The organism is Tahibacter harae (assembly GCF_024437735.1).
Classification (GTDB): domain Bacteria; phylum Pseudomonadota; class Gammaproteobacteria; order Xanthomonadales; family Rhodanobacteraceae; genus Tahibacter; species Tahibacter harae.
On the sequence record NZ_JANFQO010000012.1, the window covers coordinates 101,344 to 126,613 of the forward strand.

The following is a 25,270-nucleotide window of genomic DNA, read 5'->3' on the forward strand; positions in this document are numbered from 1 at the left end:
TCCGCGCCGGCGGTACTCAGTTCGCACAACGCCTGTGCAGCGGCGTTGCAACCGAGTTTCGCCCGGCGGTGCTGCCGCGGGCGTTCCCCTGCTACGGAGGCATCATGAATCTGCGACTCGTACGCTGGCTGGCCGGCGCCGGCCTGCTCTGGCTGGCCGGCCAGGCCGGCGCGGCCAACCATACCGTCGAAGTCGGCGGCGTCATCGGCTTCAGCTACAGCCCGGCGACGCTGACCATCAAGCGCGGCGACACGGTGACATTCATCAATCGCGGCGGTGTGCACAATGTCGTCGCCGACGACAATTCCTTCCGCTGTTCCACCACCTGCGCCGGCCCGGGCAATCCCAACGGCGGCAACGCGGTCTCCGGCAACTGGTCGCAGACCGTCGCCTTCAACGAGACCGGCACCAAGGGCTATTACTGCAGCGCCCACGGCGGTCCCGGCGGCGTGGGCATGTCCGGCCGCATCATCGTCGAGGACGACGGCACGCCGCCGTTCGCCGTCGGCCCCTCGCTCAGCGGCAACTGGTTCAATCCGGCCGAGAACGGCCATGGCTTCCAGTTCGAGGTGGTCAATGCCACCACCGCCATCGTCATCTGGTTCACCTTCGACAATGCCGGCAACCAGGCCTGGATCTTCGGCAGCGGCACCATCGACGGCAACCGCCTGGTGATGCAGGCCGTCAAGAGCACGGGCGGCCGCTTCCCGCCGAACTTCAACCCAGCCAACATCACCAACCCGCCCTGGGGCACGCTGACCTTCACCTTCACCGGCTGCAATGCCGGCAAGGTGGACTGGACCTCGGTGGATCCGAACTTCACCGCCAGCGGAACCCTGCCGCTGGAGCGCGTGACCTCGATCGCCGGCGTGAACTGCCCGCAGTAAACCGGCCGCGTTCCCGGCCCCGCGGCTACCGTTGCAGCCGCGGGGCTTCTTTTTTGGCCGCCGTGATGGTTTTCACTGCCAGATTGCGCTTCAACCGTGGGGTATTTCCGGCTGGCTCGGCACATTGTTGCGTCTTTGCGAACAGCCTGAAGGCCACTATCTGTCCGGTCGCAGAAGGGTGCTAACCTTTGTGCGCGCCGGCCGGGGTAGGGGCCTGCGCCCAGGGGATCAAATAGCCACGTTGCAACGGGGGTAGTCATGCTGGCCCGTCTTTTCGCGTTTCTCGCGCTCGCGCTTTTCGCCCTGTCCGCACGGGCAGGGTTCAATCCGGACCAGATCGGCACCATCGATTCGGCACCCGGCGCCACTTTGCTGTTCCCGCATTTCGAGGTGGACACCTCCTCGGCCAACGGCACCAACACCGTGCTGACCATCCAGAACGCCAGCGCCACGGCGATCCTGCTCAACGTGGTGCTGTGGACGGACTACGGCCTGCCCACCGACAAGTTCCTGATCTATCTGACCGGCTACGACCAGGAGACGGTGGACCTGGGCCAGGTGTTCCGCCGCATCCTGCCGCGTACCGGCTCGGCCGGCCAGGATCCCACCGACACGATCAGCCCGCACGGGCCGATCTCCCAGGACATCAACTTCGCCAGCTGCAACGGCCTGCTGCCCGACGTCCAGAACGGCAGCGCGCTGAGCCGTGACATCGTCGGCGCCCACAGCGGCCAGCCCTCGGCCGACTACTTCGGCGGCCTGTGCGGCTCGCGCAATCTCGGCGACGGCATTGCCCGCGGCTACGTGACCGTGGACACGGTCAACAACTGCACCCGGCGCTTCCCCGGCGAGGCCGGCTATTTCATCAACGGCGGCGGCGGCGACGCGACCAACCAGAACACCATGACCGGTGACTACGTCATCATCAACCCGGTGACGCGCCGCGTGATCGCCGACAGCGCCGTGCACATCCAGGCCAGCCCCACCAATCCGCTCACCAGCGGCGGCGTCAACAAGCAGACCTTCTACGGCCGCCTGATCGGCTATACCGGCGCCGACAACCGCGAGCCCCTGCCCACCGCCTGGGCCGGCCGCGCCGCCGCCGGCCGCACCGATGTCGACTACTGGCGCGACCCGGGCACGGTCACCGCGCCGTTCACCTGCGGCACCGCCCCCGCCGGCCTGCCCAGCAGCCAGCGCCAGGTCGCCCTGTTCAACGATCAGGGTGCCGCGGCCGGTGCCCCCGGCGGCGACCTGTTCCCGTTCCTCGCCGGCAGCACCAGCGGTGCCACGCTCGGCATCAACGCGCCGCTGGGCTGGCTGTTCGCCAATCTCAACCTCGCGGCACCGTCCGGCCCGCTGGGTTCGGTGCGCCAGTCCTGGCTCAGTCTGCGTCAGATCCCGTCCGGCCTGCCGGCCGGCACCGGCGCGACCTATGTAGTCCCGGGCATACAGCTCGGCAACGCCGCCTACGGCGACGACCCGACCGTTCCCTGAGCCAGGAGCCTAGCCATGAAAAAGACTGCTTCCCTGCTCAGCCTCGGCGCCGCCCTGCTGCTGGGCGCCTTCGCCGGCCCCAGCCAGGCCATCATCAACGCCCACGACAACGTGCCGGCGGCGACCCTGCTGCTGCCGTATTTCGAGATCGATACGGCCAGCCCGGCCGCCCACAGCGTCATCACCATCGGCAACCGCAGCGCCAGCGAGCAGCTGGCCCACGTCACCCTGTGGAGTGACCGCGGTGTGCCGACCTATACCTTCGACGTGCGCCTGGACGGCTACGGGGTGAAGGAAATCAGCCTGTCGGACTTGTTCCGCAACGGCACCCTGCCCAATTCCAGCGCCGGCGGCTTCGCCACCTGCGCCGGCCAGCTGCCGGCCGCGGCACTGGATGCCACCACCCTGACCGCGCTGCGCAACGCCCATACCGGCCAGGCTTCCAGCCTGCCCCTGGTCGGCGGCCAGTGCGCCAGCAGCTCGCACGGCGACAGCCGCGCGCGCGGCTATGCCACCGTCGACGTGGTCAATGCCTGTACCTCGCTGGTGCCCGGCGACAGCGGCTATTTCGTGCTCGGCGGCAGCGGCATCGCACGCAACGACAACGTGCTCTGGGGCGAACAGTCCACCTACAACACCGCCTTCGGCCGCGCCCAGGGCGATGCGCTGGTGCATATCGAAGCCAGTTCCTCGGATACCGACACCGACGGCGCCGGCGACTACACCTTCTACGCCCGCCGCGTCGGCAATACTGGCGCCGACAACCGTGAATCCCTGCCGACCAACTGGCACGGCCGCTTCTCCCTGCAGGACGTGCTGTTCGACACCACCGTGCAGGTCTGGCGCGATCCGGGCACGGTGACGCCGTTCGCCTGCGCCACGCCGCCGGCTAGCCTGCCGACCAACACCATCTTCGCCTTTGATCACCAGGAAGAAGCCACCGGCATGAGCACCGTCGCCAGCTTCCCGCTGGCCACGCAGTCGGTGCGCCTGAGCGACAGCAGCCAGGCGCTGGTGCCGGTCTCGCTGGGCTTCATCTGGTATGACCTGCAGGTCGCCGGCGCCCCCAACCAGTCCTTCGTCAGCAACACCTTCACCGCACTCAGCGGCGATACCGCCCAGTTGCCCGCGTTCGCGCAGCCGCGCACTCAGGCCTTCTCGCCGCCGCTCTCGTTCCCGGCGTGCAGCGACGGCGTCGACAACGATGGCGACGGCCTGATCGACTTCCCGGCCGATCCGGGCTGCTACGCCGCCAACGGCCCCGGCACGACCGAGAATCCGCAGTGCAACGACGGCGCCGACAACGACGGTGACGGCCTGATCGACTTCCCCAACGATCCGCAGTGCCCGCGCGCCTACAGCCCGATCGAAGACACCGTGTTCGCCTGCTCCGACGGCATCGACAACGACGGCGACGGCCGCATCGACGTCGGCAGCGACCCGCAGTGCAACAACCCGACCGACAATACCGAGAACTTCGGCCAGTGCGACGACGGCATCGACAATGACGGCGACGGCCTGATCGACTATCCGGCCGATCCGGGCTGCACCTCGGCTTCCGACTCCAGCGAAACCGCGCCGCAGTGCAGCGACGGCGTCGACAACGACGGCGACGGCCTGATCGACTTCCCGGCCGACACCAGCTGTCCGAATGCCAACGCCAACACCGAAGTCACCCTGTGCAGCGACGGCATCGACAATGACGGCGACGGCCTGATCGACTTCCCGGCCGACACCAGCTGCCCCGCCGCCAGCGCCAACAGCGAAACCACCCAGTGCAGCGACGGCACGGACAACGACGGCGACGGCCTGATCGACCTGGCCGACCCGGTCTGCGGCGGCGTGGCCAGCAACAATGCCGAGCAGACCCAGTGCAGCGACGGCTTCGACAATGACGGCGACGGCCTGATCGACTACCCGGCAGACATCGGCTGCACCTCGCTGCAGGACACCAGCGAAGTGAACGCGCCGCAGTGCAGCGACGGCATCGACAACAACGGCGACGGCCTGATCGACTTCCCCAACGATCAGACCTGCACCTCGGCCGGCGACAACCACGAGGCGCCGGACTGTTCCGACGGTGAAGACAACGACCTGGACGGCCTGATCGACTTCCCGAACGACCCGGGCTGCGCCAGCGCGAACGATCTGAACGAGCTGTCCAACGCACTGACCCGCGCCTGCTCCGACGGTATCGACAACGATGGCGACGGCGCCATCGACTTCCCGGCCGACACGGGCTGCAGCAGCAAGTGGGACGACGTCGAGTACTCGCCGACCGGCACCGGCGTGGCCATCGTCATCAATCCGCCCACGCTGCCGGCCGGCATTGCCGGCCAGGCCTACAGCGTCTCGCTGACGGCCACGGGCGGCCTGGCGCCGTACACCTTCAGCCTCAACGGTGGCACGCTGCCGCCGGGCCTGACCCTGGCGGCGGACGGCACCATCAGCGGCGTACCGACCGCGGTCGGCCTGTACAACTTCAGCGTCACGGCGACCGACCAGAATGCCTTCACCGGCACGCGCAACTACGCCATCGCGATCAATACCGCGTTCACCTCGGTATCGGTGCCGACGCTGTCGCTGTGGAGCCTGGTCACCCTGCTCGGCCTGCTCAGCCTGGCCGGCTGGACGGCGCTGCGGCGCTTCTGATCCGGTACCTGCGCTGTACTCCCAAGGCCCCGGCAACCCCGGGGCCTTTTTCTTGGCCGCGCCGCCGCCGGCACGGTTACTATCCCGGCTTCGCCGCCAGGCGCTTACGCATGAGTGATGCTGTGCACGCAGGCCGCTTCCGTCCTCACCTGAACCACGGCGCCGCGGCGCTGCTGGCCACGCTCCTGCTCGGCGCCGCCGGCTGCGCGCAGAAGCTGCCGCGCGCGGTGGCCGAGCGCCAGCGCGACGCCCAGGCGGCCTGTGCGCCGGTCAAGCTGGCCGCCTCGGGCCGATTCGCCGCCGACGTGCTGGAAACCGGCCTGCCCAACACCGGCCAGTGGCGCAACGGCTTCGATCTGGCCGACCTGGACGGCGACGGCAGGCTGGACCTGCTGCACGGCCCGCCGCGCAAGGGCCGCGGCCAGCCGCTGATCTTCCGCGGCGACGGCAGTGGACATTTCAGCCTGTGGGAAAAAGCACATTTTCCCGCCCTGCCCTACGACTACGGCGACATCAAGGCGGCCGACCTCAACGGCGACGGCCGCCCCGACATCGCCCTCGCGGCCCATCTGCGCGGCGTGACCGTGCTGATCAACGAAGGCCAGGGCAATTTCGCCCCCTGGAACGAAGGCCTGGCGCTGCAGACACCGGCCGATCAGGTCGGCGCCCCCGCCTTCACTTCGCGCGCCATCGCCGTGGCCGACTGGAACCGCGACGGCAAGCCCGACCTGCTCGCCATCAACGAAGGCCCCAGCCTGCGCGGCGGCCTGGGCGAGACCCAGGCGCTGGCGCTGTGGTTCAACCGCGACGGACTGTGGGACCGCGCCATACCCGAGCGCCCGCTGACCAGCTTCGGCGACAGCATCGCGGCCGGCGACATCGACGGCGACGGCGATATCGACGCGGTGCTCGGCCTGCAGATCAGCGGCGCGCGCCTGGCGCTGCAACTGGGCGACGGCAATCTGTTCCAGTCCGCCGAACTGCGCTCGCTGCCGCTGGACGCGACCATTTCCGCCGTGGCGCTGCACGATTTCGACCGCGACGGCCGCCAGGAAGTGATCGACGGCACGCGCGCCCTGAGCGGCGGCCAGTTCTGTACCTTGCTGCAAGTGGTACACGGCGCCGGCAGCGGCCGCGAGAAGGCGCTGGCGCTGTGGAGCGCGGTATCGCGCGATCCGGTGGTCGCCCTGGCTACCGGCGATATCGACGGCGACGGTCAGGACGACCTCGTCGCCGTGCGCAGCGGCGGCGAGATCCTGAGCTTCGCCGGGACCCGCCGCGGCTTCAGCCGCGACCTGACCATCGCACCGCCGGCGGAAATGGCCGAATGCAACGCCTTCGGCGCCGCGCTGGCCGATATCGACGGCGACGGCAAACTGGAACTCATCGTCAGCTACGCCGGCGACGACAAAGGCACCGGCGGCCCGCAGTGCGCCGGCGGCGGCGGCTTCCGCGCCTGGCGCCTGCACGCGGCCGCGGGAACGCGCTGATGGCGGCAGCCGGCGCCACGGCGGCGCGCGGCATCGCCGGCTGCCTGGTCGCGGCCCTTGTCGGCACGGCCTGGCTGATCGATCCCTACGCCCAGGCCGGCTTTGACGCACCCAAGCGCCTGGCCGCGCTGCTGGCGGCCGGCGCGGGCGCGGCCCTGCTGCTGTGGCAGCTGAATACGCACGCGCTGCGGCGCGACCTGGCCCGGCCTGACGGCGCCGCGGCCACGCGCGGACTGGCCCGCGCCAGCCTGGTTGCCGCGGCGCTGGCCCTGGCCGGCCTGCTGCTCTCCGCCCTGTTCGCCGACCAGCCCGCCGGCGCCTGGCACAGCCTGCGCGTGCAGTTGCTGTACCTGCTGCTGCTGCCGCTGGGCGCGGCGCGGGCGCTGCACGGCGCGGCCGCGCGCCGGGTGTTCCTGGCCGCCGTGGTCGCCAGCGCGGTTAACGCCCTGCTTTCGCTGCTGCAGGGCGCCGGCGTGGCCCTGCCGCTGGCCATGAGCCAGCTCGGCGGGCGCTATCCCACCGGCGCCCTGCTCGGCAACGAAGCCTATGTCGCCCTGGCCTGCGCCCTGCTCGGCGCGGCCGGCGTCGCCCTGGGCCTGGCCGCGGCGGCGCCGCGCACGCGCTGGCTGGGCTGGGGACTGTGCGGCCTGGCTGTCGCCGTGATCACCTTCAATCGGCAGACCACCGCGGCCGCGGCGCTGCTCACCGCCGGCGCGACACTGCTCGCCCTGCGCTGGCACGGCACGCGCCGGCTGCTGCCGGCGGCGGCGCTGCTGGCCCTGCTGCTGCCGCTCAGCGCGGCGCTGCCCGCGCTGCGTGCGCAAACCTGGGCGCGCCTGCCGTACACCGTCGAGCAATACCAGCAGCTGACCACCTACCGCCTGGGCGCCTGGGCCGCCGCGCTGGAAATGCTGCGCAGCCGGCCCTGGACCGGCCATGGCCCGGGCAGCTATGCCGAGCAGTCGCAGACACAGCGCTTCGCCGCCGAGATCGCCCTGCGCCAGCGCCTGGCGCCGGCCCCGCCGGGCACGTATTTCAGCCAGGCACACCAGGACTACCTGCAACTGGCGGCCGAAGCCGGCCTGCCCGTACTGCTGGCCGTGCTTGCCGCACTGAGCTGCCTGCTCGGCGGTCTGCTGCGCCTGGCGCGGCGCGCGGCGGCGCTGGAGGCGCGCATCCTGCTCGGCGTGCTGGTTGCCGGCATGGTCGCCGCGCTGGCCTGGTTTCCCTTGCAGATCCCGTTCGTCGCCGTCGTGCTGCTGCTGGCCTGCGGCCGCGCCTGGCGGCTGCTGCTGGACGATGCGGAGGCGGGCGCGTGAGCCGGCTGTGGCGCTTGCTCGCCATCGCCGCGCTGGCTGCGGCCGTGTGGCCGGAACTGCCGCGCTACGCAGCCGAATGGCGCCTGCGCGCGGCGAACCAGCAGCTGGAACGCGCACTGGACGGCGTGCAGCAGGCCGCCCGCCAGGGCCAGGCCGGCGATGTGGCGCAGATCCGCCAGGACGCCGCCCAGGGCCTGCGGCTGGCCGGGCAGGCGGCGGCCGCCCTGCCCGGCGATGCCCGCGTCACTCTGGCCCGCGCCGTGGGCTTGTTGCTGAGCGGCCGCGGCGGCGAGGCCGCGTCCCTGCTCGACGCCGCCGTCGCCGCGAGCGAGCGGCCGGAATTCACCCTCAACCTCGGCCGCGCGCGCACCACCCAGGGCGACAGCGCCGGCGCCGATGCGGCCTATCTGCGCACGGCCTGGGCCAGCGCGCAGGCGACGGCGACGCTGCCGCGGGCGCTGCGCGAAACGCTGCAGCGCCAGGTCGCGGAACTGGAAGCCCGGCTGCGCGCGGGAAACCTCCCGGCGCCGCCGCCGCTGCGGCCGGCGCCGGCGTCAAATCCGACGCAGCTGCCTGCTCCTGTGCCGTAGCGGCATCGCGCCACCGCTGCCGCGACGGCGGCGCCCCGCGAAGCCGCCGCCGACAATTCCGCACAGCGGATCAGGCACGCGCACTCAGACCGCTGCCGCCTCCTGCCATACCGCTTCCAGCTCCTGCGCCGAACGCGCCCAGGAATACTCGGCCTGCACCAGCGCGCGGGCGCGCAGCGCCAGCGCCTGGCCCAGCTCCGGCTGCGCCAGCAGGCGCAGCAGCGCCGCGCTCATGGCCGCGGCATCGTCGGCCACCAGCAGGTGTTCGCCGTCCACCGCGCCCATGGCCTCGGCCGATTGCGCGCTGCTGACCACCGGCGTGCCCAGGGCCATGGCTTCGAGCAATTTGAACTGTTGGCCGGAACCGGCGCGCAGCGGCGCAATCGCCGCCGCCGCGCGGGCCAGATACGGCTGCACCTTGTCCACCGGGCCGACCAGCTCGATATTCGGCTGCGCCGCGGCCAGCCGCCGCAGCGCCTGCGCCGGCCGCGCGCCGACCAGGCGCAGGCGCAGCTGCGGGCGCTCGCGCCGCAGCCGCGGCAGCACCTCGGCGGCGAACCAGCAGGCTGCGTCCACATTGGGAAAATAGCCAAGATTGCCGACGAACACGATTTCCTCCGCCCGCGCCTGGCCGCGATGGAACGGGAATTCATCCAGGTCCACGCCGTTGCGCACCAGCCGCGGCGCACGCGCATCGCTGCGGATGGCGGCGCGGTCGGCCGCCGCGCAGACCGTGGTGACGTAACGCTCGCTGACGGCCAGCTCCACGGCCCGCAGCCGCGGCGCTTCCAGCGCCGCCAGCCAGCCCGCCGGGCCGCGGTCGTAGCGCGCGCGCCGGGCCATGTTCAGCGACAGCGCATCGACGAAATCCAGCACCCGCGGCAATGGCGCGAATTCATCCAGCACCGGCGCCAGCCGCGCCAGCTGCACATGGACCAGCTCGAAGCCGCGGCCGCGCAGCGCCGCCAGATCGAGTTCCCTGCCCGCGTCTGCATGCAGGGCCACCTGCAGCGGCTGTATGCCGCGCAGCGCCGCCAGCACGCGCACGGCGGCGCGCAGGCGCGAGCGCGGCAGCACGATGACATCCTCGCAATACGGCTGCAGCGCGGCGCGCTCGGCCGCGCCGGCGCTGCTGAAACTCAGCGAGGTGATGCGATGCCGCTGCGACAGCGCGCGGATATGCGCGAAGGCGCGGCACTGATCGCCGCGCGCGCTCCGCGCCGGCAGGCGTTGGGTGATGAACAGGACGCGCATGGCGCACCGATTCTGCGGCGCGGCCGGGCGGCTTGTCGACGCGCGACGCGGCGCAAGGCAGCCGGCCGGCGCGCAGGTTCTCTACACTCGCCCGCATGAAAATCCTCGTGGTTGCCACCAAGCCGCCCTGGCCCGCCTGCGACGGTGGCCGGCTGGTGCTGTGGCACACCCTGCGCGGCCTGGCCCGGGCCGGGCATGAGATCCGCCTGATCGCGCCGGTGCCGGCCGGCGGCGCGGCCGGTCGCGATGGCGATGGCGATGGCGATGGCGAAAGTCTTGCGGCTGGTGCTGGCATCGGCGACGGTGCTGCCGGGGTCGATGTAGGCACGAGTACCCAGGCAAGTCCTGAAACCCCACCGCTCGCCATGCTGCGCACGCTCTGCGATCCGCAGCTGATCCCTGTTGCGGCGCGCAGCTGGCCGGCCGCCGCCGCGGCCGCCCTGCGCGCCGGCCGCGCGCTCAGCGTCGCGCGCCATCATCATGCCGTGCTGGAACGGGCAGTTGCCGATTGCATAGAAGACTGGCGCCCCGACCTGGTCCACGCCGAACAGCTGCAGGCCCTGGCCAATGCGGCGCCGGCGCTGGACGCCGGGTTGCCGCTGGTGCTGCGCATGCAGAATGTGGAATCTTCACTTTGGCAACAAGTTGCCGACGCACGCACCGCCGCCTGGCCGCTGCGCCTGGAAGCGCGCCGCCTGCGCCGCGACGAAATCCGTGCACTGCGCACCGCGACGCGCACGCTCGCGCTGACCGCGCGCGACGCCGCCGCCCTCGGCGCCGCGGCCGCGCCGCACTGTGCGCACGCGGTGGCGCCGGCGTTTCCGGTAAAACTGCCGGCCGGCACGGCACCACAGGCCGGGCCGCTGGTCTGCGTCGCCGGCAGCGGCGGCTGGTGGCCGAACCGGCAGGCGCTGGACTGGCTGCTGGCCGGCGTGGCGCCGCGTCTGGCCGCCGCCGGACTGCCGCTGCACGTCTTCGGCGGCGATCCGCGGCCCCTGCCCGGCGTGCGCTGGCATGCGGCGCCAGCCGATGCAGTGGATGCCTTTCCCGCCGGCGCCATCGCTGCCGTCCCGCTGCTGATCGGCTCCGGCCTGCGCATGCGCCTGCTCGAAGCCTGGGCCCGCGGCCTGCCGGCCGTGGCCAGCCGCGTCGCCGCCGCCGGCCTGGATGTGGTTCACGGCCGTGAGCTGCTGATCGCCGACACAGCGGCCGATTTCGCCGCGGCCCTGCTGCGGCTGGCCGCAGAACCGCAACTCGCCGCCAGCCTGGTCGAAGCCGGCCGCGCCTACCTGCGCCGGCACCACGATCCCGAGCGGTGTACGCAGGCGCTGCTGCGGGAATACGCGCTGGCGCTGGCGGATTGAGCAGGCGCCGGACGGACGGAGCCGGAACTCAGCGAGGGCATCGCACAGCCGCGCGAATCCCGGATCCCCGCCCTCAAAGCCCCAGCCACCACCGCCACAGCGGCAGCGTCAGCATGGACAGCACCACACCGTAGCCGACCAGGGCCGCGCCCAGCTCCGGCGCCAGCCGCGCCATGGCGGCGAGCGCGGCGGCGGTAATCATCGGCGGCATGCCGGATTCGAGCACCACCGCGGCGCGCGCATCCGGCGCCAGCTGCAATGCCAGGCACAGCAGCCAGGCCAGCAGCGGCAGCAGCAGCAGCTTGCCGGCCAGGCCCAGGCCCAGCGGCAGCAGCTGCGCGCGCGGCAGGCGCAGCTTGAGCTGCATGCCCAGGGCCAGCCCGACCAGGGGCAGCATGGCGCCGGCGAGTTGCTGCAGCACGTTGCGTATCGCTTCCGGCGGCTGCGCCGGCATCAGGGTCAGGGCGAACACCAGGGCCAGAAACGGCGGAAAACGCAGCACCCGGCCCAGCACGGCCGCCGGCGTGGGCCGCGCGCCGCCGGAATAGATCGCGATAACGGTAAGACCGAAGGTGGACAGGATCAGGAAACTGCCGAACTGGTCGTACAGCACGGCAAAAGGCAGCGCATCCTGGCTGGCCAGCACCGGCACCAGGGCGTAGCCGAGGAACGAGGTATTGCCCAGCGGCACCTCCAGCAGCAGCACCGCCGTATCCGGCCGCGCCAGGCGCCAGAGCCGCGCCGCCAGCAGCATCAGGCCGGTGCTGACGGCCACCAGCAGCCAGGGAATCAGCACCACGCCGAAGGCAGTGGCCTGGAACTCCAGCCGCGGCACCTGCAGCAGGATCGACGCCGGCATGCAGACGTAGAGCACCACGCTGTTGAGCGCATCCGGCGCACTGTCGGGCACCAGCCGCCGCCAGACCAGGCTGCGGCCCAGTCCCATCAGCAGCAGGACGAAAGCGAAGGAGGCGAGGACGCTCATCGGGCCGCGAGTATCGGCGGCTTGTTGCGGCGCGGCAATGCGGCGATGGTCGGAAGTGCAGGGCCCCAAAACAGCAAGGCAGAAACCGAAGCAGCGGCGGGATGCCGCGCTGCGGTTTCTGCCTCTGTGTGCGGATCAGCTGCCGCGCCGGGAAACCGGCATCCGCAGCGGAACCCTGACGGCAGCCGCTGCGGTTTCCAGCGGCATGCCGGTACGGCTTATTCGCCCAGCGCCTCGCGCATGAACTCCGGCAGCGCCAGCGCCGCGCGGTGCACGTCGACGTTGTAGTAGCGGGTCGGGAACTGCTTGCTGGCCGCGCCGCGTTCGCGGAAGCCGGCGAGGTCGGCGCCCTTGCGCACCATGGTGCAGCTCCACCAGCCGGTGGGATAGCAGGGCTGCGGGAAGCTCAGGGTCTTGGCGGCCTGGAAGCCGGCGCTCTTCATGGCCAGGCGCATGGACTTGATCAGGTCCAGGTGCACCAGCGGCGATTCGGACTGCTGTACCAGGATGCCGCCGTGGCGCAGCGCCTTGTAGCAGCTGGTGTAGAACGCGGCGTTGAACAGGCCTTCGGCCGGGCCCACCGGATCGGTCGAGTCGACGATGACCAGGTCCAGCGACTCCGGCTCGCATTCGGCCATGTACTTGATGCCGTCGATGAACAGCAGCTCCGCGCGCGGATCGTTGTTGGCCTCGCACAGCTCGGGAAAATATTTCTCGGCCAGACGGGTGACGCGCTCGTCGATCTCGACCTGCACCGCCTTTTCCACCTCGTCGTGGCGCAGCACTTCGCGCAGGGTGCCGCAGTCGCCGCCGCCAATGATGACCACGCGCTTGGCGCGGGCGTGGGTGAACAGGGCCGGGTGCGACATCATCTCGTGATAGAGGAAATTGTCGCGGCTGGAAACCATCATGCAGCCGTCGATGACCATCAGCTTGCCCCAGTCCGTCGTGTCGTAGATCTCGATGGTCTGGAACGGCGTCTTCTCCGAGTGCAGCTGCTGCTTCACGCGAAAACCGATGGACGAGCCGGAGTGCTCGTGCTGTTCGGTAAACCAGGTGCTGTCGGACATGGCGCAGTTCTCGGATTCGGGGGTGAACGGGGCGCGCGATTGTACCGGTTCCCAGTCCGGATTGGTCGCGTCCGCCGGCGTCATCGACCTTAGACCTTGGCCCGGTACAATGTCCGGCCCTATGGCCCCGCGGCGTGCGAGGCTTCCGGCCATAGTGAAGGCGGCCCATGCCGCCGGCTTTACGTCCAGGCCCCGCCGCTGCGACGCACCTTTCGGACTTTGAGGAACCCCGTCAATGACGAACGTGTGGAACGTGGAACAGGCGCGCCAGCGCTACGCCGTGCCCTACTGGGGCGAGAGCTATTTCGACATCGATGCGCAGGGGCGCATGACCGCCCAGCCGCAGGGTCCGGGCGGCCCGGCCCTGGCCCTGGACGAGATCGTCGCTGCGGCCCAGGCGCAGGGCTCGCGCCTGCCGCTGCTGCTGCGCTTCTCCGACATCCTGCACAACCGCCGCGCGCGCCTGCAGGCGGCCTTCGCCAAGGTCATGGCCGACTGGGAATACGCCGGCGGCTATACCGCCGTGTTCCCGATCAAGACCAACCAGCAGCGCGGCGTGGCCGGCGAGCTGGCCGGGCGCGGCGACGCGGGCTTCGGCCTGGAAGCCGGCTCCAAGCCCGAGCTGATGGCCGTGCTCGCCCTGGCCAGGCCCGGCAGCACCGTGATCTGCAACGGCTACAAGGATCGCGAATACATCCGCCTGGCCCTGATCGGCCGCCGCCTGGGGCTGGAAATCTACATCGTCATCGAGAAACCCTCGGAACTCGGCCATGTGATCGAGGAATCGCGCGCACTCGGCGTGGAGCCGCTGCTGGGCGTGCGCATGCGCCTGGCCACGCTGGGCGCCGGCAAGTGGCAGAACACCGGCGGCGACAAGGCGAAGTTCGGCCTCACCCCGCGCCAGGTGCTGGACCTGGTCGAGCAGCTGCGCACGCACAAGCTCGACCACACTCTGAAACTTCTTCATTTCCACATGGGCTCGCAGCTCAGCAACGTGCGCGATATCGCCGCGGGCATGCGCGAGGCCGTGCGCTATTTCGTGGAACTGTCCAAGATGGGCCTGCCCATAGGCACCATGGATGTGGGCGGCGGTCTGGGCGTGGATTACGAAGGCTCGCGCTCGCGTTCGTTCTGCTCGATCAACTACGGCCTGGAACAGTACGCCGCCACCATCGTGCAGCCGCTGGCGGAGGCGTGTTCCGAACACGGCCTCAAGGCGCCGCGCGTCATCACCGAAGCCGGCCGCGCGATGACGGCGCATCACGCCGTGCTCATCGTCAACGTCAGCGAAGTGGAACAGGCGCCGCAGGGCGCCATTCCGCCCGAACGCGCGAACGAGCCGGCCGTGCTGCGCCACCTGCGCGAAATCCACGCCGAACTGGACGAACGTCCGCTGCTGGAGCTGTACCAGGAAGCGCTGCACCACGTCGCCGAAGGCCAGACCCTGTATGCGCTGGGCCAGCTCTCGCTGGCCGACCGCGCGCGCCTGGACGATCTGTTCTACGCCATCGTCACCGTGGTGCGCCGGCGCCTGAAGCCCGAGGAACGCGCCCACCGCCAGGCCATAGACGAACTCGACCTGCGCCTGGTGGACAAATATTTCGTCAACTTCTCGGTGTTCGAATCGATTCCCGACGTCTGGGCCATAGACCAGGTCTTCCCCATCGTGCCGCTGACCCGGCTGGACGAGGAACCGACCCGGCGCGGCGTGATCGGCGACCTGACCTGCGATTCCGACGGCCGCATCGACCAGTACGTGGAAGAGGACGGCCTGGACGTGAGCCTGCCGCTGCATGAGCTGCGCGCCGGCGAGTCGTATCGCCTGGGCATCTTCATGGTCGGCGCGTACCAGGAAACGCTGGGCGACATCCACAACCTGTTCGGCGACACCGACGCAGTCAGCGTGCACGTGGACGAATCCGGCCAGGCCCAGCTGTCGCAGTTCAAGCGCGGCGACTCCTGCGACGTGATGCTCGACTACGTCGGCTACGACCTCAAGGCACTGCGCCAGGCCTACCGCGACAAGATCGCCGCGGCCGGCCTGGGCGAGGAAACCGCACAGGCCTTCGAGGCCGTGCTGGAGACCGGCCTGACCGGCTACACCTACCTGGCCGAAGCGCCCTGACCGGCGCGCCGCGGGCGGCGGCGCCGCCCGCGGCGCATTTCCGGCTATAAAGCTGCATTCCCACGACACCCGCCGCAGACCGCGGCGTCCGCAGGCCCAGGAGCAAGCCCAACCATGAAAGTGCTAGTGACCGGCGGCGGCGGATTCCTGGGCAAGGCCGTCTGCAAGCAGCTTCTTGCGCGCGGGCATGAAGTGCATGCGCTGAACCGCCAGGATTATCCCGAACTCAAGGCCATGGGCGTGCAGCAGCATGCCGGCGACCTGCGCAATCTCGATCTCGTCGCCGCGGCCGCCGAAGGCTGCGACGCCATCGTCCACACCGCGGCCAAGGCCGGCGCCTGGGGGCCGCTGCAGGAGTATTACGAAATCAACGTGCGCGGCACCGACAACGTGCTCGCCGCCTGCGAGATCCACCGCATCAACAAGCTGGTCTACACCTCCAGCCCCAGCGTGGTGCACAACGGGCAGGACCTCAATGGCGTCAACGAATCCGCGCCGTACGCCACGCATTTCCTCGCGCCGTATCCGCAGACCAAGGCCCGCGCCGAACAGCGCGTGCTGGCGGCCAACTCGCCCCAGCTCGCCACCGTCGCGCTGCGCCCGCACCTGATCTGGGGCCCGGGCGATCCGCACCTGCTGCCGCGCATCATCGACCGCTCCAACAAGGGCCGCCTGCGCCATATCGGCGACAAGCCGAAGAAAATCGATACGGTCTATGTGGACAATGCCGCCGAAGCGCATGTGCTCGCGCTGGACCGGCTGGAGCCGGGCAGCGCCATCGCCGGCAAGGCCTACTTCATCACCCAGGGCGAGCCCATGGACCAGGACGCGATGATCAATGCCTTGCTCAAGGCCGCCGGCCTGCCGCCGGAACACCGCCGCGTCTCGCTGGACTTCGCCCGCTTCGCCGGCACCTGGATGGAGCGCATCTGGAAACTGCTGCGCCTCAAGTCCGAGCCGCCGCTGACCCGCTTCATCGTGGAACAGCTCTCCACCGCCCACTGGTTCAACATCGCCGCCGCGCGGCGCGACCTGGGCTATGCGCCGAAGGTCAGCACCAGCGAGGGGCTGGTGCGGGTGGGCGAGCAGCTGGCGCGGGCGAGGATGCAACAGCGCAAGGGGTGACGTAAGCGGATATCACGGAAGCAATCTGCCGCAGAACAAAATGCCGAGCGGCCTGAGCAGCCGCTCGGCGAATAGAAATTCGCTTTCCAGCGATGATGAAACTTGGCTGGCAAGCGCTCCGCAATCAGTTCAGCGAACCGCCTTGACGCGGGCTACGAGCGGTCATGCATTTCTCCAACGATCTTTCCACGCCAGATACCCTCCGGGCCAGGTGCGCAAACCACAACATCAGCCGTGATGTCCCCGTCTGACACCGTCAGCTCAAGGCCTTCGCGCATTGCAATGTTGGCTGCTTTCAGCTGGGCTTCAGTTTTCGGATAGTGCAGGCGGATGAAGCCATCGCTGTCGAAGCTGTTGAAATCGGCAAACACGATCATGCTCGCATCCTCAATCAAAATTACGCCGTTCATCCTTAGGAATTGGATTCTTCTGCGTCGGCGTGAGAAGCGTGCTCGCCTTGTCCGGCGAGAGCCCGGTTACCGTGGCATGAGTCGGCGATTTCCCTGGCGTCGGCACTACATCGCCACCAGCTTTGCGAATATCTCCAACCGTCGTAGTGCCCACCTGATTATGAATCACGTTCCTGCACAAATCGCAGAACGTCGCTCCTTCAGCACTCTCGACCGAAAAACCGGTGACGTCAACGTCATGGTGCTTAGACGTACCCGCTGCAATGCCATCGACCGAATTGGCGCCTTGCGCTGATCCACCACGAACCACGAGCGCTTCATCGGGGAGTCGGGCTCCCACGGCGGCAACCTCACTTGTTCCATGCACGCCCAGACCTACTACCCCAGGCGCGAGAGGCAATGCGGCCAAGACTGCATCTGCTATCAGAATTCCAGCAGCCGCTGCCACATCGAGTGCAGAACCGTTCTGTATTGCACTGTCGAGTTCAACCACGTCCAAAGTGAGGCTTGCCGCTTCAAACGCTGCCTCGACATAGCGCCCGTCGGGATCGGTGTAGGTATATGGGTTGTTGTTGGCGTACCAATATCGGTTGAAATTCAGGCCTGTACGGGTGTCGACCGCGACAGGATCCGCACTTAGGAACCGTCCCAGCACCGGATCGTAGTACCGCTGCTGCATATAGCTCAGCTGCGTATGCGAATCCGCCACATGGCCGGTATAGCCCGGCGCATCGGTATAGCCATTCAGCGGCACGCCGTAGGGTTCGTAGCGCAGCCGCGTGATGTCGGCGGGAATCATGCTGCCAACCGCGTTGGTTTCCGCGACCGGGCTGCCGAGGGCGTCGGTGTGGTAATAGGTCGGCTGCAGGGCCGTCAGCGCTTCCATGCCGTTGCCGCCGCTGCCGCCCGTGCCGGACTCCACCGTGACCATGGCGATGGCGGACTCCAGCGAGCAGTTCGCACCGCTGCAGGCCTTGACCGTGAACTCATACGCCGTCGGCTGGTTCGTCACATTGTTGCAGCGGTAGGGCACGGGCCGGCCCAGCAGGCTGGGCGGAAGTGCGGGCACCTGGTATTCGCCGCCGTGCAGCGCGCTGCACTGGGGATGGCTGGTTGCCTGGCGCACGATGTAATGCGTGACGTCGGGCACGCTGTCCCACAGCACATCGACCGTCTTGTTGTTGCCATAGACGATGATGTTTGTGCCTTCCTGACCATCGCTCCTGAGCCGCACATTGGCCGGAATCGGCGGCGACAGCACAACGCTCACCGTTACTGCGCGCGTATCGCTCCAGCCGCTGAAGGGTACCGGCGTATTGCCGGGCCGGCTGGCGCGCACCCTGTAGTAGTAGGTGCCGTTGGCACGGCTGCTGAAGTCGAAATAGGTCGTGCTCACCGGACCCAAGGTGCCCGGCGCGGCAGACCAGTTCAGGCCGTCGGGCGATTCCTGCAAGTCATACGCCGTGGCGCATTCGGAAGCCGACCACTGCACGCGATAGCTGTTGGCCGGATTGCCCAGCGTGATGGGCGAGATCGTCGGCGTGGTCAGCGAGGGAATGTTGTCGCAGGTGATGATGGTCGGTACGGTGACCTCGGCGGAAATCACGCCTGCGCGCTCGCCGAACTCGTTCAGCGCGGTCACGCGGTAGCGGTAGGTGCCGGCGACATTGCCGGGGCGCGAGACCGACAGGCTGGCCGTCGGCGAATCCGCCAGCTGCACATACGCGGCGCTGTTCTTGGATTCCTCGACACGATAGCTGCGTGCACCGACGGAGCGCTGCCAGCTGACCGTGTACTGCCCGCTCTGCGGCGACGTCGGCACGCCGATCGACGCGACCGGCTTGGGCGTCACGCCATAGTCGTTCAGCGTGGCCGTACTGCAGGTATTCCCTGGCGCGCAGGCGGTCAGGCTGAAGTCGTAGGAACCGCCGTCGGGATTGGTGAACAGCTTGCTCAGGCCGGGTGCGGCGATGGTGTAGTTCTGTGCCGGGTCGTTGTCGCGCCGCACGCTGAGCTGGTAGTTGCCGCTGGTAAGTACGCTGGTCCAGCTCAACGTGAAATTGCCGCTGGTCTGGCCCGGCGGATCGACCTGCAGCAGGGCCTGGTTCGGCGTGCCGTCCTTCAGGCGCGCGACCAGGGTACTGCCCAGATAGACGTAGTCGGTCGCCTTGCCCTGGGCATCGAGTTCGTGCAGCAGCTGGCCCTGCTTGCTGTAGACGGCGTAGCGCTTGCCGCTCTGGCCGCTCTTCTGCACCGACACACGGCGGCCGTGGCCGTCGTAGACGTAGGTTTCGGTGCCGCTGCCGCCGGGGGCCGCGGTGGCCACGATCAGGCGGTTGGCTGCGTCGAAGGTGAAGCCCTGGCTGCCCTTGCTGTTCAGATTGCCGCGCGGGTCATGGCCGATGTCGAACAGAGTCTGGCCGGCGCCGTTCTCTATGCGCTGCGGCAGGTTGCGCGCCGCATCGTATACATAGGAATAAACCCGGACACCGACCTGGGTGCGGCGCAGATTGTCGAACAGGTCGTACTGGAAGCTTGCACTGCCCCAGAGGTTGGCCGCAGAAGCGCTGGTCAGGCGGTTCAGGCCGTCGTAGCCCATGACCTTGGATTCAATGCCGCCTTGCGCGTAATCATCGACGCTGGCGATATTCGCATTGCCGTCATAGCTGTAGCCGTAGTCGATCACCGCCGTGCCGTTCTTGCTGTCGGTGGCGCGCTGGGGCAGCTGGCGCACATTCTGCGTCATGCTGTGCTGCACGCCGTTGCCGTAGGTGAATTGCTTGACCGCGCTGTTGGGGTGGTACTGCACATTGGCGGCGTAGCTGCCGGCCTTGGTCGGACGGCCGAAGGCATCCGGCGCGTAGTCGATGTACTGGCCGTCGGGATAGGTCAGGGAGGCAACGGACCCCAGGCTGTCGTAGCCCCAGTCGTAAACGAAGGTCTTGCCGTCGTAGGTCAGCGTTTCCTTTTCGAGCAGGCGGCGATTGTTGTATTCGTAGGTCCAGGTGGCGCCGGCGGAACTGATGGTCCACAGCGCGCCGTCGGGGTAATAGGTGTGCGATACCCCCTCGGTACCGGCCGGATACGTGGAGCCGTACAGACGATTGCGCAAATCGTAGTAGCGCATGTTCTTCGCCGTCTCGGCCACCGTCTCGCGCAGGCAGCTGGTCGACGAGAGATTCAGCGGCTGGCCGCTGGCCACCCAGCGGGTGTTGCCGGCATCGTCGTAATCCATGATGGTGCTGCCGGTTTCGTTTTCGGCGATGCGGCATATCCGCTTGTGCTGATCGTACGAATAGACCCGGTTGACCGACATCGGCACGCCGTTGATCGTGGCGTCGCGGCGCAGGCGCGTGGTCTGGCCCCAGATATTGCGCTGGATGGCCACAACCAGCCCCTCGGGTCCTTCCACCCGCGTCGGATAGTCGTAGCTGGGTTCGTCCCAGGCCAGGAAGGACGTCGTCGTCGCCTGGTTGCGCGCATCCACCACGCGGCGCTTGAAGCCGGGCTGGTAGGTGGTCGAGGTCAGCAGCGTGCCGGTCTCGGCCGTCTGGGCCGTGCCAATGGGGCGGCCGATCGCGTCATACGTGGTGCTCAGGCCGGTGCTGACCGCACCGAAATCGGCGAACACATCGAATTGCGGGGTCGAGGAGAAGGTCTCACGGCCCGCATGGTCGAAACGGCGCACCGAATAGCGCTTCTGCGCCGGCAGCGCCGTGTCCCACTCCTCGACCACGACCGGGCGATACAAAGCATCGAGGTATACGACCTTCTTGCGCGCGCCGGTGGTCACGGTCTGGCGCCAGTGTCCCTCGGCCAGGCCGAATTCCGGCGCGTTGATCTTGGCCAGCACGTAGGTGGTCGCCGTCCAGCTCACCGGATCGCCGCCGGGCGGAATCATCGACTCCAGCCGGCCGTTGGTCAGGTTGTAGTTGAACGTCGTCGCATTGTTCAGCTCATCGTAGACCTTGGTGATGCGGCCCAGATTGTTCACCTCGGCCCGCTCCTGCGTTCCGTCGGCGTATTGCACCAGGCGCGGCACACCGCGGTAGTAGTCGCTGAGCGCCGTCGCATGGGCGGCGCCGGCACCGTCGGTCACGCTCGCCAGCAGGCCGTTGGCGTGATAGCTGTATTCCTTCTGCAGCTTGCCCCAGCTGTATTCCTGGGTCAGTTGGGCCGAGAGCGGATGATAGGTCTTGTTGCTGCTGACCACGCTGGAGCCGTCGCTGAATACCGTGCTGACGCTGGCGATCTGGCCGAGCAGCCAGTGCGCATAGCTGTCGTGATAGGCGGTGCGCTCAACGCGGTCCACACCGCTCAGGCTGCTGCCGCGGGCGACATCGACCGGCCGGGCGAACACGTCGAAGCTCTGCGCCGTCCAGCGGAAGGTAACGCCGTCCTGGATGGTGAGGCGCTGCTTCTGCGGGCGCAGCCAGGTGGAGGACAGATTATCCACGCGCGGATTGAGCACATGGCCCATCTGCTGCGGAAACGGATGCAGCGGCGCCTCGGCATTGGTGACGTAGGCGTATTCCTGGCGGCGCCTGGAAACGCTGCCTTCAAACGTCTCGCTGCTGAGCAGCTGGCCCTCGTTCTCGCCATAGCGCACACCGAACTTGTTCAGTGTGACGGAGTCATCCGGTGCAGTGACGCTGACGTCTTTGTCGGCGTCGCCGAGGTTGCAGCCCGAAGGACCGCCGCAGGTCGTCGCCGCCACGGTCTCGTAGCTGTAGCTCCAGGTGTATCCCTTGGCGATGCCGGGCCCGGTGATCGTCTTCTCGATCAGGGCCAACGTATCGAACAGGGCCGGCGCGCCGTTGGGCGTGAAGAAGTTGGGATCGCCGCCACTCCCGGGATCATGGCTGCAGTCGTAGTCGACCTTGGTGCGTCCATGGCGCCGCACATCGAAGACGAAAGTGCCGGTCGCGCCGGAGGGATGGGTGATGGTGCCCGAACGCTGGTTCAGGCCGCCGGCCGCCGGCAGCACGCGCTGACGATGGCAGTGCGGGCCTTCGTAGGTCGGCGCGACCAGCGGATCGTAATTGGTCTTGCCGTCCTGCAGCGCGGTCAGGCCGAACTCCCAGCGACTCTGGTCCGGCAAAGTCACGCTGGACAGCGTGTGGTAGACGCCGCTGTAGTTGTAGGTCCAGGTCCGCGTCTGGTCGCTGATGCTGTCGATGCGGCCGGCGCCGTTGTACGTCAGCGTGATCCTGCGGCCGTCGTTGCCGGCGATTTCATGCAGCTGCGCGCCGACCCAGGTGTACTTCACGTAGTTGTGCGGGAATTTGCCCGAACCGCCGGCATCGAAACGGTCTTCGATTCGCGTGACGTACAGGCGTACTTCCTCGCGGTTCACCGTCGAGGACGCGCCCGACGGCTTCTTGCGCGTGACCGCGGGATGGGTCAGCTTGACCATGTGGTCGAAGTAGTAGACCAGGCCGTCGGGCGAGCGCACCACGAAGCCGTCGCCGCTGCCGTCGTCGACGCTGGGAACGATGCAGGCGGCGAACCAATTGTCCTTGGTCAGCCAGCGATAATTCTTGCCATCGGTGGGCGCGGGTACGGCGCCGTTGCCGCGGAACAGCAGCGGCTTGTTGCCCGCACCGGGAACGTGCAGGGCGGGCGCGGACCAGAAAAGGTCGGCCTCGACCGGATTGCTGCCTTCAATGTCCAGCGCCATCGGCGGCACGGCCTGGTCGGCGGACTGCGGCCCGGAGCAGCGCATCAGGGGATCGCCGCTGCTGCTCACCGGCCAGTTCGTGCCCGCTGCCTGTATTGTCGTGATGTAGGGAACTTCCAGGTCCCAGTCGCCGAATGCATAGCGATTGCTGGTAAAGCCGCCGCCGCCGCGATTTTCCACCGCGAAGCGGCGGCCGATGCTGACGGGTATTGCACTGTTGCCCGGCAGGCTGACGTCAGTCTGGACGAACTCGGTGGAACCGTTGTAGAGGCTGACCGAATCGCCGAACAGGTTGTCGGTGAGCGGCGCGACGGTCTGGTCGGCCTCGATCAGCTTGGCGTATTCATCCTGGAAGGCGATGGTCTGGCTGGCAGCCTGCTGGGCAGGCGCCAGGGCCAGGGCGTAGAGCAACAGCAGCGCGCGCCGCCGTTGGGAAAAAACTCGATGCATGGGCAACTCCGAGATAGTTCATTTCTGCCGGACGTCGAGCGACATCCGGCCCCCGATCACCGATCCCCGCGGCCGCGCCTCGCCCAGGGACCGGCCTCTGCCGTGACAGCAGTGCCGGATGGGAGCGGAAACGAGGCGATAGACGGAGGGCTTCGCTGCAGCGGCCGTGCTTCCTGCACGGGGCTGCAGAAGAGCTTTACGGATTCGCGCGGAAATCATGATCAACCACCGTCTCAACGGCTGAGGTGACCGCCGCCGCAGGCAAAGGGCCTGCGGGGCTGCGCTCTCGCGCCCCGCAGCAGCGCGGCCGGCGGCCGCCGATGTCCGGCCACCCTTGCGCCTGTTCTGTCTGCGCTGCCAGCACGTACGGGCGGACACGCGCCGCCTGTTGCCGGCACGGATCTGCACCAGGCGGCCGCCGGACCATCGCCATCGCCGCGCGGCTTGGCCACAATCCACCTTTCTCGCCCCCGCTGCGGATTGCCATGATCGCGCCCAACCTTTTCCGCACCGCCTGCGCCATCGCGCCGCAGCGGCAAGAACCCGCCCGCTGCGCCGGGACAGGCGCAGACGGCCGCGGCCCATGAATGCGGCAACGACCGGCAGCCGCGGCTCGCGCGTGCTGGCCGCGCTGCGCCGGGAAGACCACCCCGCGCGCATCGCGCTGGTGATCCTGGCGCTGTACCTGCTCTCGCGCCTGGGCCTGATCGCGGTGGGCTCGCTGACGCGGCAGACCCTGGGCGATGGCGTGGCCGAGCCGCTGGCCAACCTGTTCTGCCGCTGGGACTGCGACTGGTATCTGCAGGTGCAGCGCAGCGGCTATTCCACGGCCAGCCTGGAGAACGGGCCGGGCATGACCAACTACTCGTTTTTTCCGCTGCTGCCGCTGCTCGCGCGCGGTGTCGGCGCACTGGGACTGGATGCGCTGCACGCATTGCTGCTCACCACCAACCTCTGTTTCATCGCCGCGCTGTTCTATGTGCAGCGCTACGCGGTGCTGGTGGGACTGTCGCTGCAGGCCAGCCTGATCGCCGTCGCCCTGCTCTGCTTCACGCCGCAGAGCTATGTGTTTTCCGCCGGCATCACCGAAAGCCTGTTCCTGCTGTTGCTGGTGATGGCCATGTACCACCTGCGCCGGCGGCACTACCTCGTTTCCGGCCTGGCCGGGGCGCTACTTTCGGCGGCGCGGCCAAACGGGTTTTTCTTCCTGCTGTTCGCGCTGGCCTGGCTGGTGCAGGAGTTCGGTCCGCGCGTGTTCCTGCAGCCCTGGCGGCGGCCGGAGGCCTTCGTGCCGGTGGTGCTGGCGCCGCTGGGCCTGCTGCTGTTCTGGAGCTGGTGTTTCTACGCCACCGGCGATGCCTTCGCGCAGCAGACCACGATACGCCAGGGCTGGGGCTGGGCCGCCGACCTGCCCTGGCGTGTGATGGCCAATCACCTGCAGCAGGGCGGGCCCAGCCGCTTCTGGGCCATCTGCAGCCTGGTCGCGGCGGTGGTGTCGCTGGGGCTGCTGCGGCTGCGCCTGTATGCGGAATTCGCGCTGTGCGCCGGGCTGTTCGGCCTGTTCTGGATCTCGCTGATCTCCAACGCCATGCTGCGCTACTGCATCGTGCTGTTCCCGCTGTGGCTGGTGCTGGCCCACGCACTGGACCGCCGCCCGCTGGCGACGGCGGCGACGCTGGCCAGCTTCGGGCTGCTCGGCGGCTGGCTCATGGTCGCCTGGACGCTGGGAGCCTACGTCAGCCTATGAGCACCGATCCCGCCTGGCGCCGCTACACCTTGTTCGCCCTGCTTCTGCTGCTGGGGCTGATGTATCTGGCCGCGGTGAATCATTTCCGCCGCCACAGCCGCAATTTCCTCGACACCGAGGCACAGCGCCGCGCCGAGATCGCGCAATGGCCGCTGGCGCCGCGCAGCCTGCCGCAGCACTGGGTGTTCAGCGCCGGCCGCGAGGAAACCCGGCTGCTGGGCGCTGGCTGGTGGCCGGCCGAGGCCGACGGCACGAACCTGATCCATTCGCCCGGCCACGTGCTGCTGCCGCTGTTCCTGCTCCCGGGCGACCTGCGCCTGGAGCTGAGCCTGGATGCCTACCGTCTGCCGCCGGGCACGGCGATCAGCGCGCGCGTGGACGGGCAGGAACTGGCGCGCTGGCCGGCAGGTACGGAAAGACGCATCGCGGACGCCAGCCTGGTCGTGCCGGCCGCGCGCGTGCGGCGCGCGCCCATCGATCTGGAATTGCAGATCGTCGGCGCACTGCAGCCCCTGCCCTACGATCCGTTCACGCGGCCGCAGCACAAGCGGTTGCTGGTCCTGCGCGAACTGCGCATCAGCGCGGCCGCAGCGCAGCAATAATCGTCGATAAATTACTTTTCCAT

General features: G+C 68.7%; 16 protein-coding genes. 11 read left to right on the top strand and 5 right to left on the bottom strand.

Translation table 11 applies throughout. From position 1 onward, the window contains the following. Positions 1 to 104 precede the first annotated feature (104 nt). From NM961_RS13970 to NM961_RS13995, 6 genes are all read left to right on the top strand, one after another. Positions 105 to 887 (top strand): cupredoxin domain-containing protein, encoded by a 783-nt coding sequence (locus NM961_RS13970; RefSeq protein ID WP_255915015.1) that lies wholly within the window; start codon positions 105 to 107, stop codon positions 885 to 887. 258 nt (positions 888 to 1,145) lie between these two features. Further along, positions 1,146 to 2,384: a DNA-directed RNA polymerase gene (locus NM961_RS13975; protein ID WP_255915016.1), complete on the top strand. Its 1,239-nt coding sequence runs from the start codon at positions 1,146 to 1,148 to the stop codon at positions 2,382 to 2,384. A 15-nt stretch (positions 2,385 to 2,399) separates the two neighbouring features. Next, positions 2,400 to 5,036: a putative Ig domain-containing protein gene (locus NM961_RS24385; RefSeq protein WP_255915017.1), complete on the top strand. Its 2,637-nt coding sequence runs from the start codon at positions 2,400 to 2,402 to the stop codon at positions 5,034 to 5,036. A gap of 110 nt (positions 5,037 to 5,146) precedes the next feature. Then, a complete protein-coding gene (locus NM961_RS13985; protein WP_255915018.1) occupies positions 5,147 to 6,526 on the top strand; it encodes an FG-GAP repeat domain-containing protein in 1,380 nt (459 codons plus the stop codon). Further along, positions 6,526 to 7,845, top strand: a complete 1,320-nt coding sequence (locus tag NM961_RS13990) for an O-antigen ligase family protein (RefSeq protein ID WP_255915019.1) — start codon at positions 6,526 to 6,528, stop codon at positions 7,843 to 7,845. The genes NM961_RS13985 and NM961_RS13990 overlap by 1 nt, the downstream gene beginning before the upstream one ends. Beyond that, positions 7,842 to 8,435, top strand: coding sequence for a hypothetical protein (locus tag NM961_RS13995; RefSeq protein ID WP_255915020.1), 594 nt, complete (start codon positions 7,842 to 7,844; stop codon positions 8,433 to 8,435). The genes NM961_RS13990 and NM961_RS13995 overlap by 4 nt, the downstream gene beginning before the upstream one ends. Before the next feature lie 84 nt (positions 8,436 to 8,519). Here the strand turns inward: NM961_RS13995 and NM961_RS14000 are convergent, their stop codons facing one another. Further along, the gene (locus NM961_RS14000) at positions 8,520 to 9,689 is read right to left on the bottom strand and encodes a glycosyltransferase (protein ID WP_255915021.1); all 1,170 of its coding nucleotides are present in this window, start codon (positions 9,687 to 9,689) and stop codon (positions 8,520 to 8,522) included. Between the two features lie 107 nt (positions 9,690 to 9,796). Here NM961_RS14000 and NM961_RS24195 point away from each other — a divergent pair, with 107 nt between their 5' ends. Continuing rightward, positions 9,797 to 11,053 (top strand): glycosyltransferase, encoded by a 1,257-nt coding sequence (locus NM961_RS24195; RefSeq protein WP_255915022.1) that lies wholly within the window; start codon positions 9,797 to 9,799, stop codon positions 11,051 to 11,053. Positions 11,054 to 11,126: 73 nt separating this feature from the next. Here NM961_RS24195 and NM961_RS14010 read toward each other — a convergent pair whose 3' ends face one another. Continuing rightward, positions 11,127 to 12,038 (bottom strand): AEC family transporter, encoded by a 912-nt coding sequence (locus NM961_RS14010; RefSeq protein WP_255915023.1) that lies wholly within the window; start codon positions 12,036 to 12,038, stop codon positions 11,127 to 11,129. A gap of 218 nt (positions 12,039 to 12,256) precedes the next feature. Next, positions 12,257 to 13,108: a polyamine aminopropyltransferase gene (gene speE / locus NM961_RS14015; protein WP_255915024.1), complete on the bottom strand. Its 852-nt coding sequence runs from the start codon at positions 13,106 to 13,108 to the stop codon at positions 12,257 to 12,259. A 235-nt stretch (positions 13,109 to 13,343) separates the two neighbouring features. Between speE and speA the strand changes: the two genes are divergently transcribed. Both speA and NM961_RS14025 read left to right on the top strand, forming a co-directional pair. Then, positions 13,344 to 15,233: a biosynthetic arginine decarboxylase gene (gene speA / locus NM961_RS14020; RefSeq protein WP_255915025.1), complete on the top strand. Its 1,890-nt coding sequence runs from the start codon at positions 13,344 to 13,346 to the stop codon at positions 15,231 to 15,233. A 114-nt stretch (positions 15,234 to 15,347) separates the two neighbouring features. Then, positions 15,348 to 16,358: an NAD-dependent epimerase/dehydratase family protein gene (locus tag NM961_RS14025; protein WP_255915026.1), complete on the top strand. Its 1,011-nt coding sequence runs from the start codon at positions 15,348 to 15,350 to the stop codon at positions 16,356 to 16,358. Positions 16,359 to 16,510: 152 nt separating this feature from the next. Here the strand turns inward: NM961_RS14025 and NM961_RS14030 are convergent, their stop codons facing one another. Beyond that, positions 16,511 to 16,735 (bottom strand): hypothetical protein, encoded by a 225-nt coding sequence (locus NM961_RS14030; RefSeq protein WP_255915027.1) that lies wholly within the window; start codon positions 16,733 to 16,735, stop codon positions 16,511 to 16,513. Positions 16,736 to 16,745: 10 nt separating this feature from the next. Next, on the bottom strand, positions 16,746 to 22,898 hold the full coding sequence (locus NM961_RS14035) for an RHS repeat-associated core domain-containing protein (RefSeq protein WP_255915028.1): 6,153 nt from the start codon (positions 22,896 to 22,898) through the stop codon (positions 16,746 to 16,748). A 583-nt stretch (positions 22,899 to 23,481) separates the two neighbouring features. Here NM961_RS14035 and NM961_RS14040 point away from each other — a divergent pair. Further along, complete coding sequence (locus tag NM961_RS14040; protein WP_255915029.1) at positions 23,482 to 24,645, top strand: mannosyltransferase family protein; 1,164 nt, start codon at positions 23,482 to 23,484, stop codon at positions 24,643 to 24,645. Beyond that, positions 24,642 to 25,247 carry a hypothetical protein gene (locus NM961_RS14045; protein ID WP_255915030.1) on the top strand — a complete coding sequence of 202 codons (606 nt, stop codon included), beginning with the start codon at positions 24,642 to 24,644 and terminating at the stop codon, positions 25,245 to 25,247. Before NM961_RS14040 ends, NM961_RS14045 begins: the two co-directional genes overlap by 4 nt. Positions 25,248 to 25,270: the final 23 nt, after the last annotated feature.

What these genes read in the sequence shown, in the direction of transcription:
- NM961_RS13970 (WP_255915015.1), top strand. Translation starts at nt 105, where the DNA reads ATGAATCTGCGACTCGTACGCTGGCTGGCCGGCGCCGGCCTGCTCTGG.
- NM961_RS13975 (WP_255915016.1), top strand. Translation starts at nt 1,146, where the DNA reads ATGCTGGCCCGTCTTTTCGCGTTTCTCGCGCTCGCGCTTTTCGCCCTG.
- NM961_RS24385 (WP_255915017.1), top strand. Translation starts at nt 2,400, where the DNA reads ATGAAAAAGACTGCTTCCCTGCTCAGCCTCGGCGCCGCCCTGCTGCTG.
- NM961_RS13985 (WP_255915018.1), top strand. Translation starts at nt 5,147, where the DNA reads ATGAGTGATGCTGTGCACGCAGGCCGCTTCCGTCCTCACCTGAACCAC.
- NM961_RS13990 (WP_255915019.1), top strand. Translation starts at nt 6,526, where the DNA reads ATGGCGGCAGCCGGCGCCACGGCGGCGCGCGGCATCGCCGGCTGCCTG.
- NM961_RS14000 (WP_255915021.1), bottom strand. Translation starts at nt 9,689, where the DNA reads ATGCGCGTCCTGTTCATCACCCAACGCCTGCCGGCGCGGAGCGCGCGC.
- NM961_RS14010 (WP_255915023.1), bottom strand. Translation starts at nt 12,038, where the DNA reads ATGAGCGTCCTCGCCTCCTTCGCTTTCGTCCTGCTGCTGATGGGACTG.
- speE (WP_255915024.1), bottom strand. Translation starts at nt 13,108, where the DNA reads ATGTCCGACAGCACCTGGTTTACCGAACAGCACGAGCACTCCGGCTCG.
- speA (WP_255915025.1), top strand. Translation starts at nt 13,344, where the DNA reads ATGACGAACGTGTGGAACGTGGAACAGGCGCGCCAGCGCTACGCCGTG.
- NM961_RS14025 (WP_255915026.1), top strand. Translation starts at nt 15,348, where the DNA reads ATGAAAGTGCTAGTGACCGGCGGCGGCGGATTCCTGGGCAAGGCCGTC.
- NM961_RS14030 (WP_255915027.1), bottom strand. Translation starts at nt 16,735, where the DNA reads ATGATCGTGTTTGCCGATTTCAACAGCTTCGACAGCGATGGCTTCATC.
- NM961_RS14035 (WP_255915028.1), bottom strand. Translation starts at nt 22,898, where the DNA reads ATGCATCGAGTTTTTTCCCAACGGCGGCGCGCGCTGCTGTTGCTCTAC.
- NM961_RS14040 (WP_255915029.1), top strand. Translation starts at nt 23,482, where the DNA reads ATGAATGCGGCAACGACCGGCAGCCGCGGCTCGCGCGTGCTGGCCGCG.
- NM961_RS14045 (WP_255915030.1), top strand. Translation starts at nt 24,642, where the DNA reads ATGAGCACCGATCCCGCCTGGCGCCGCTACACCTTGTTCGCCCTGCTT.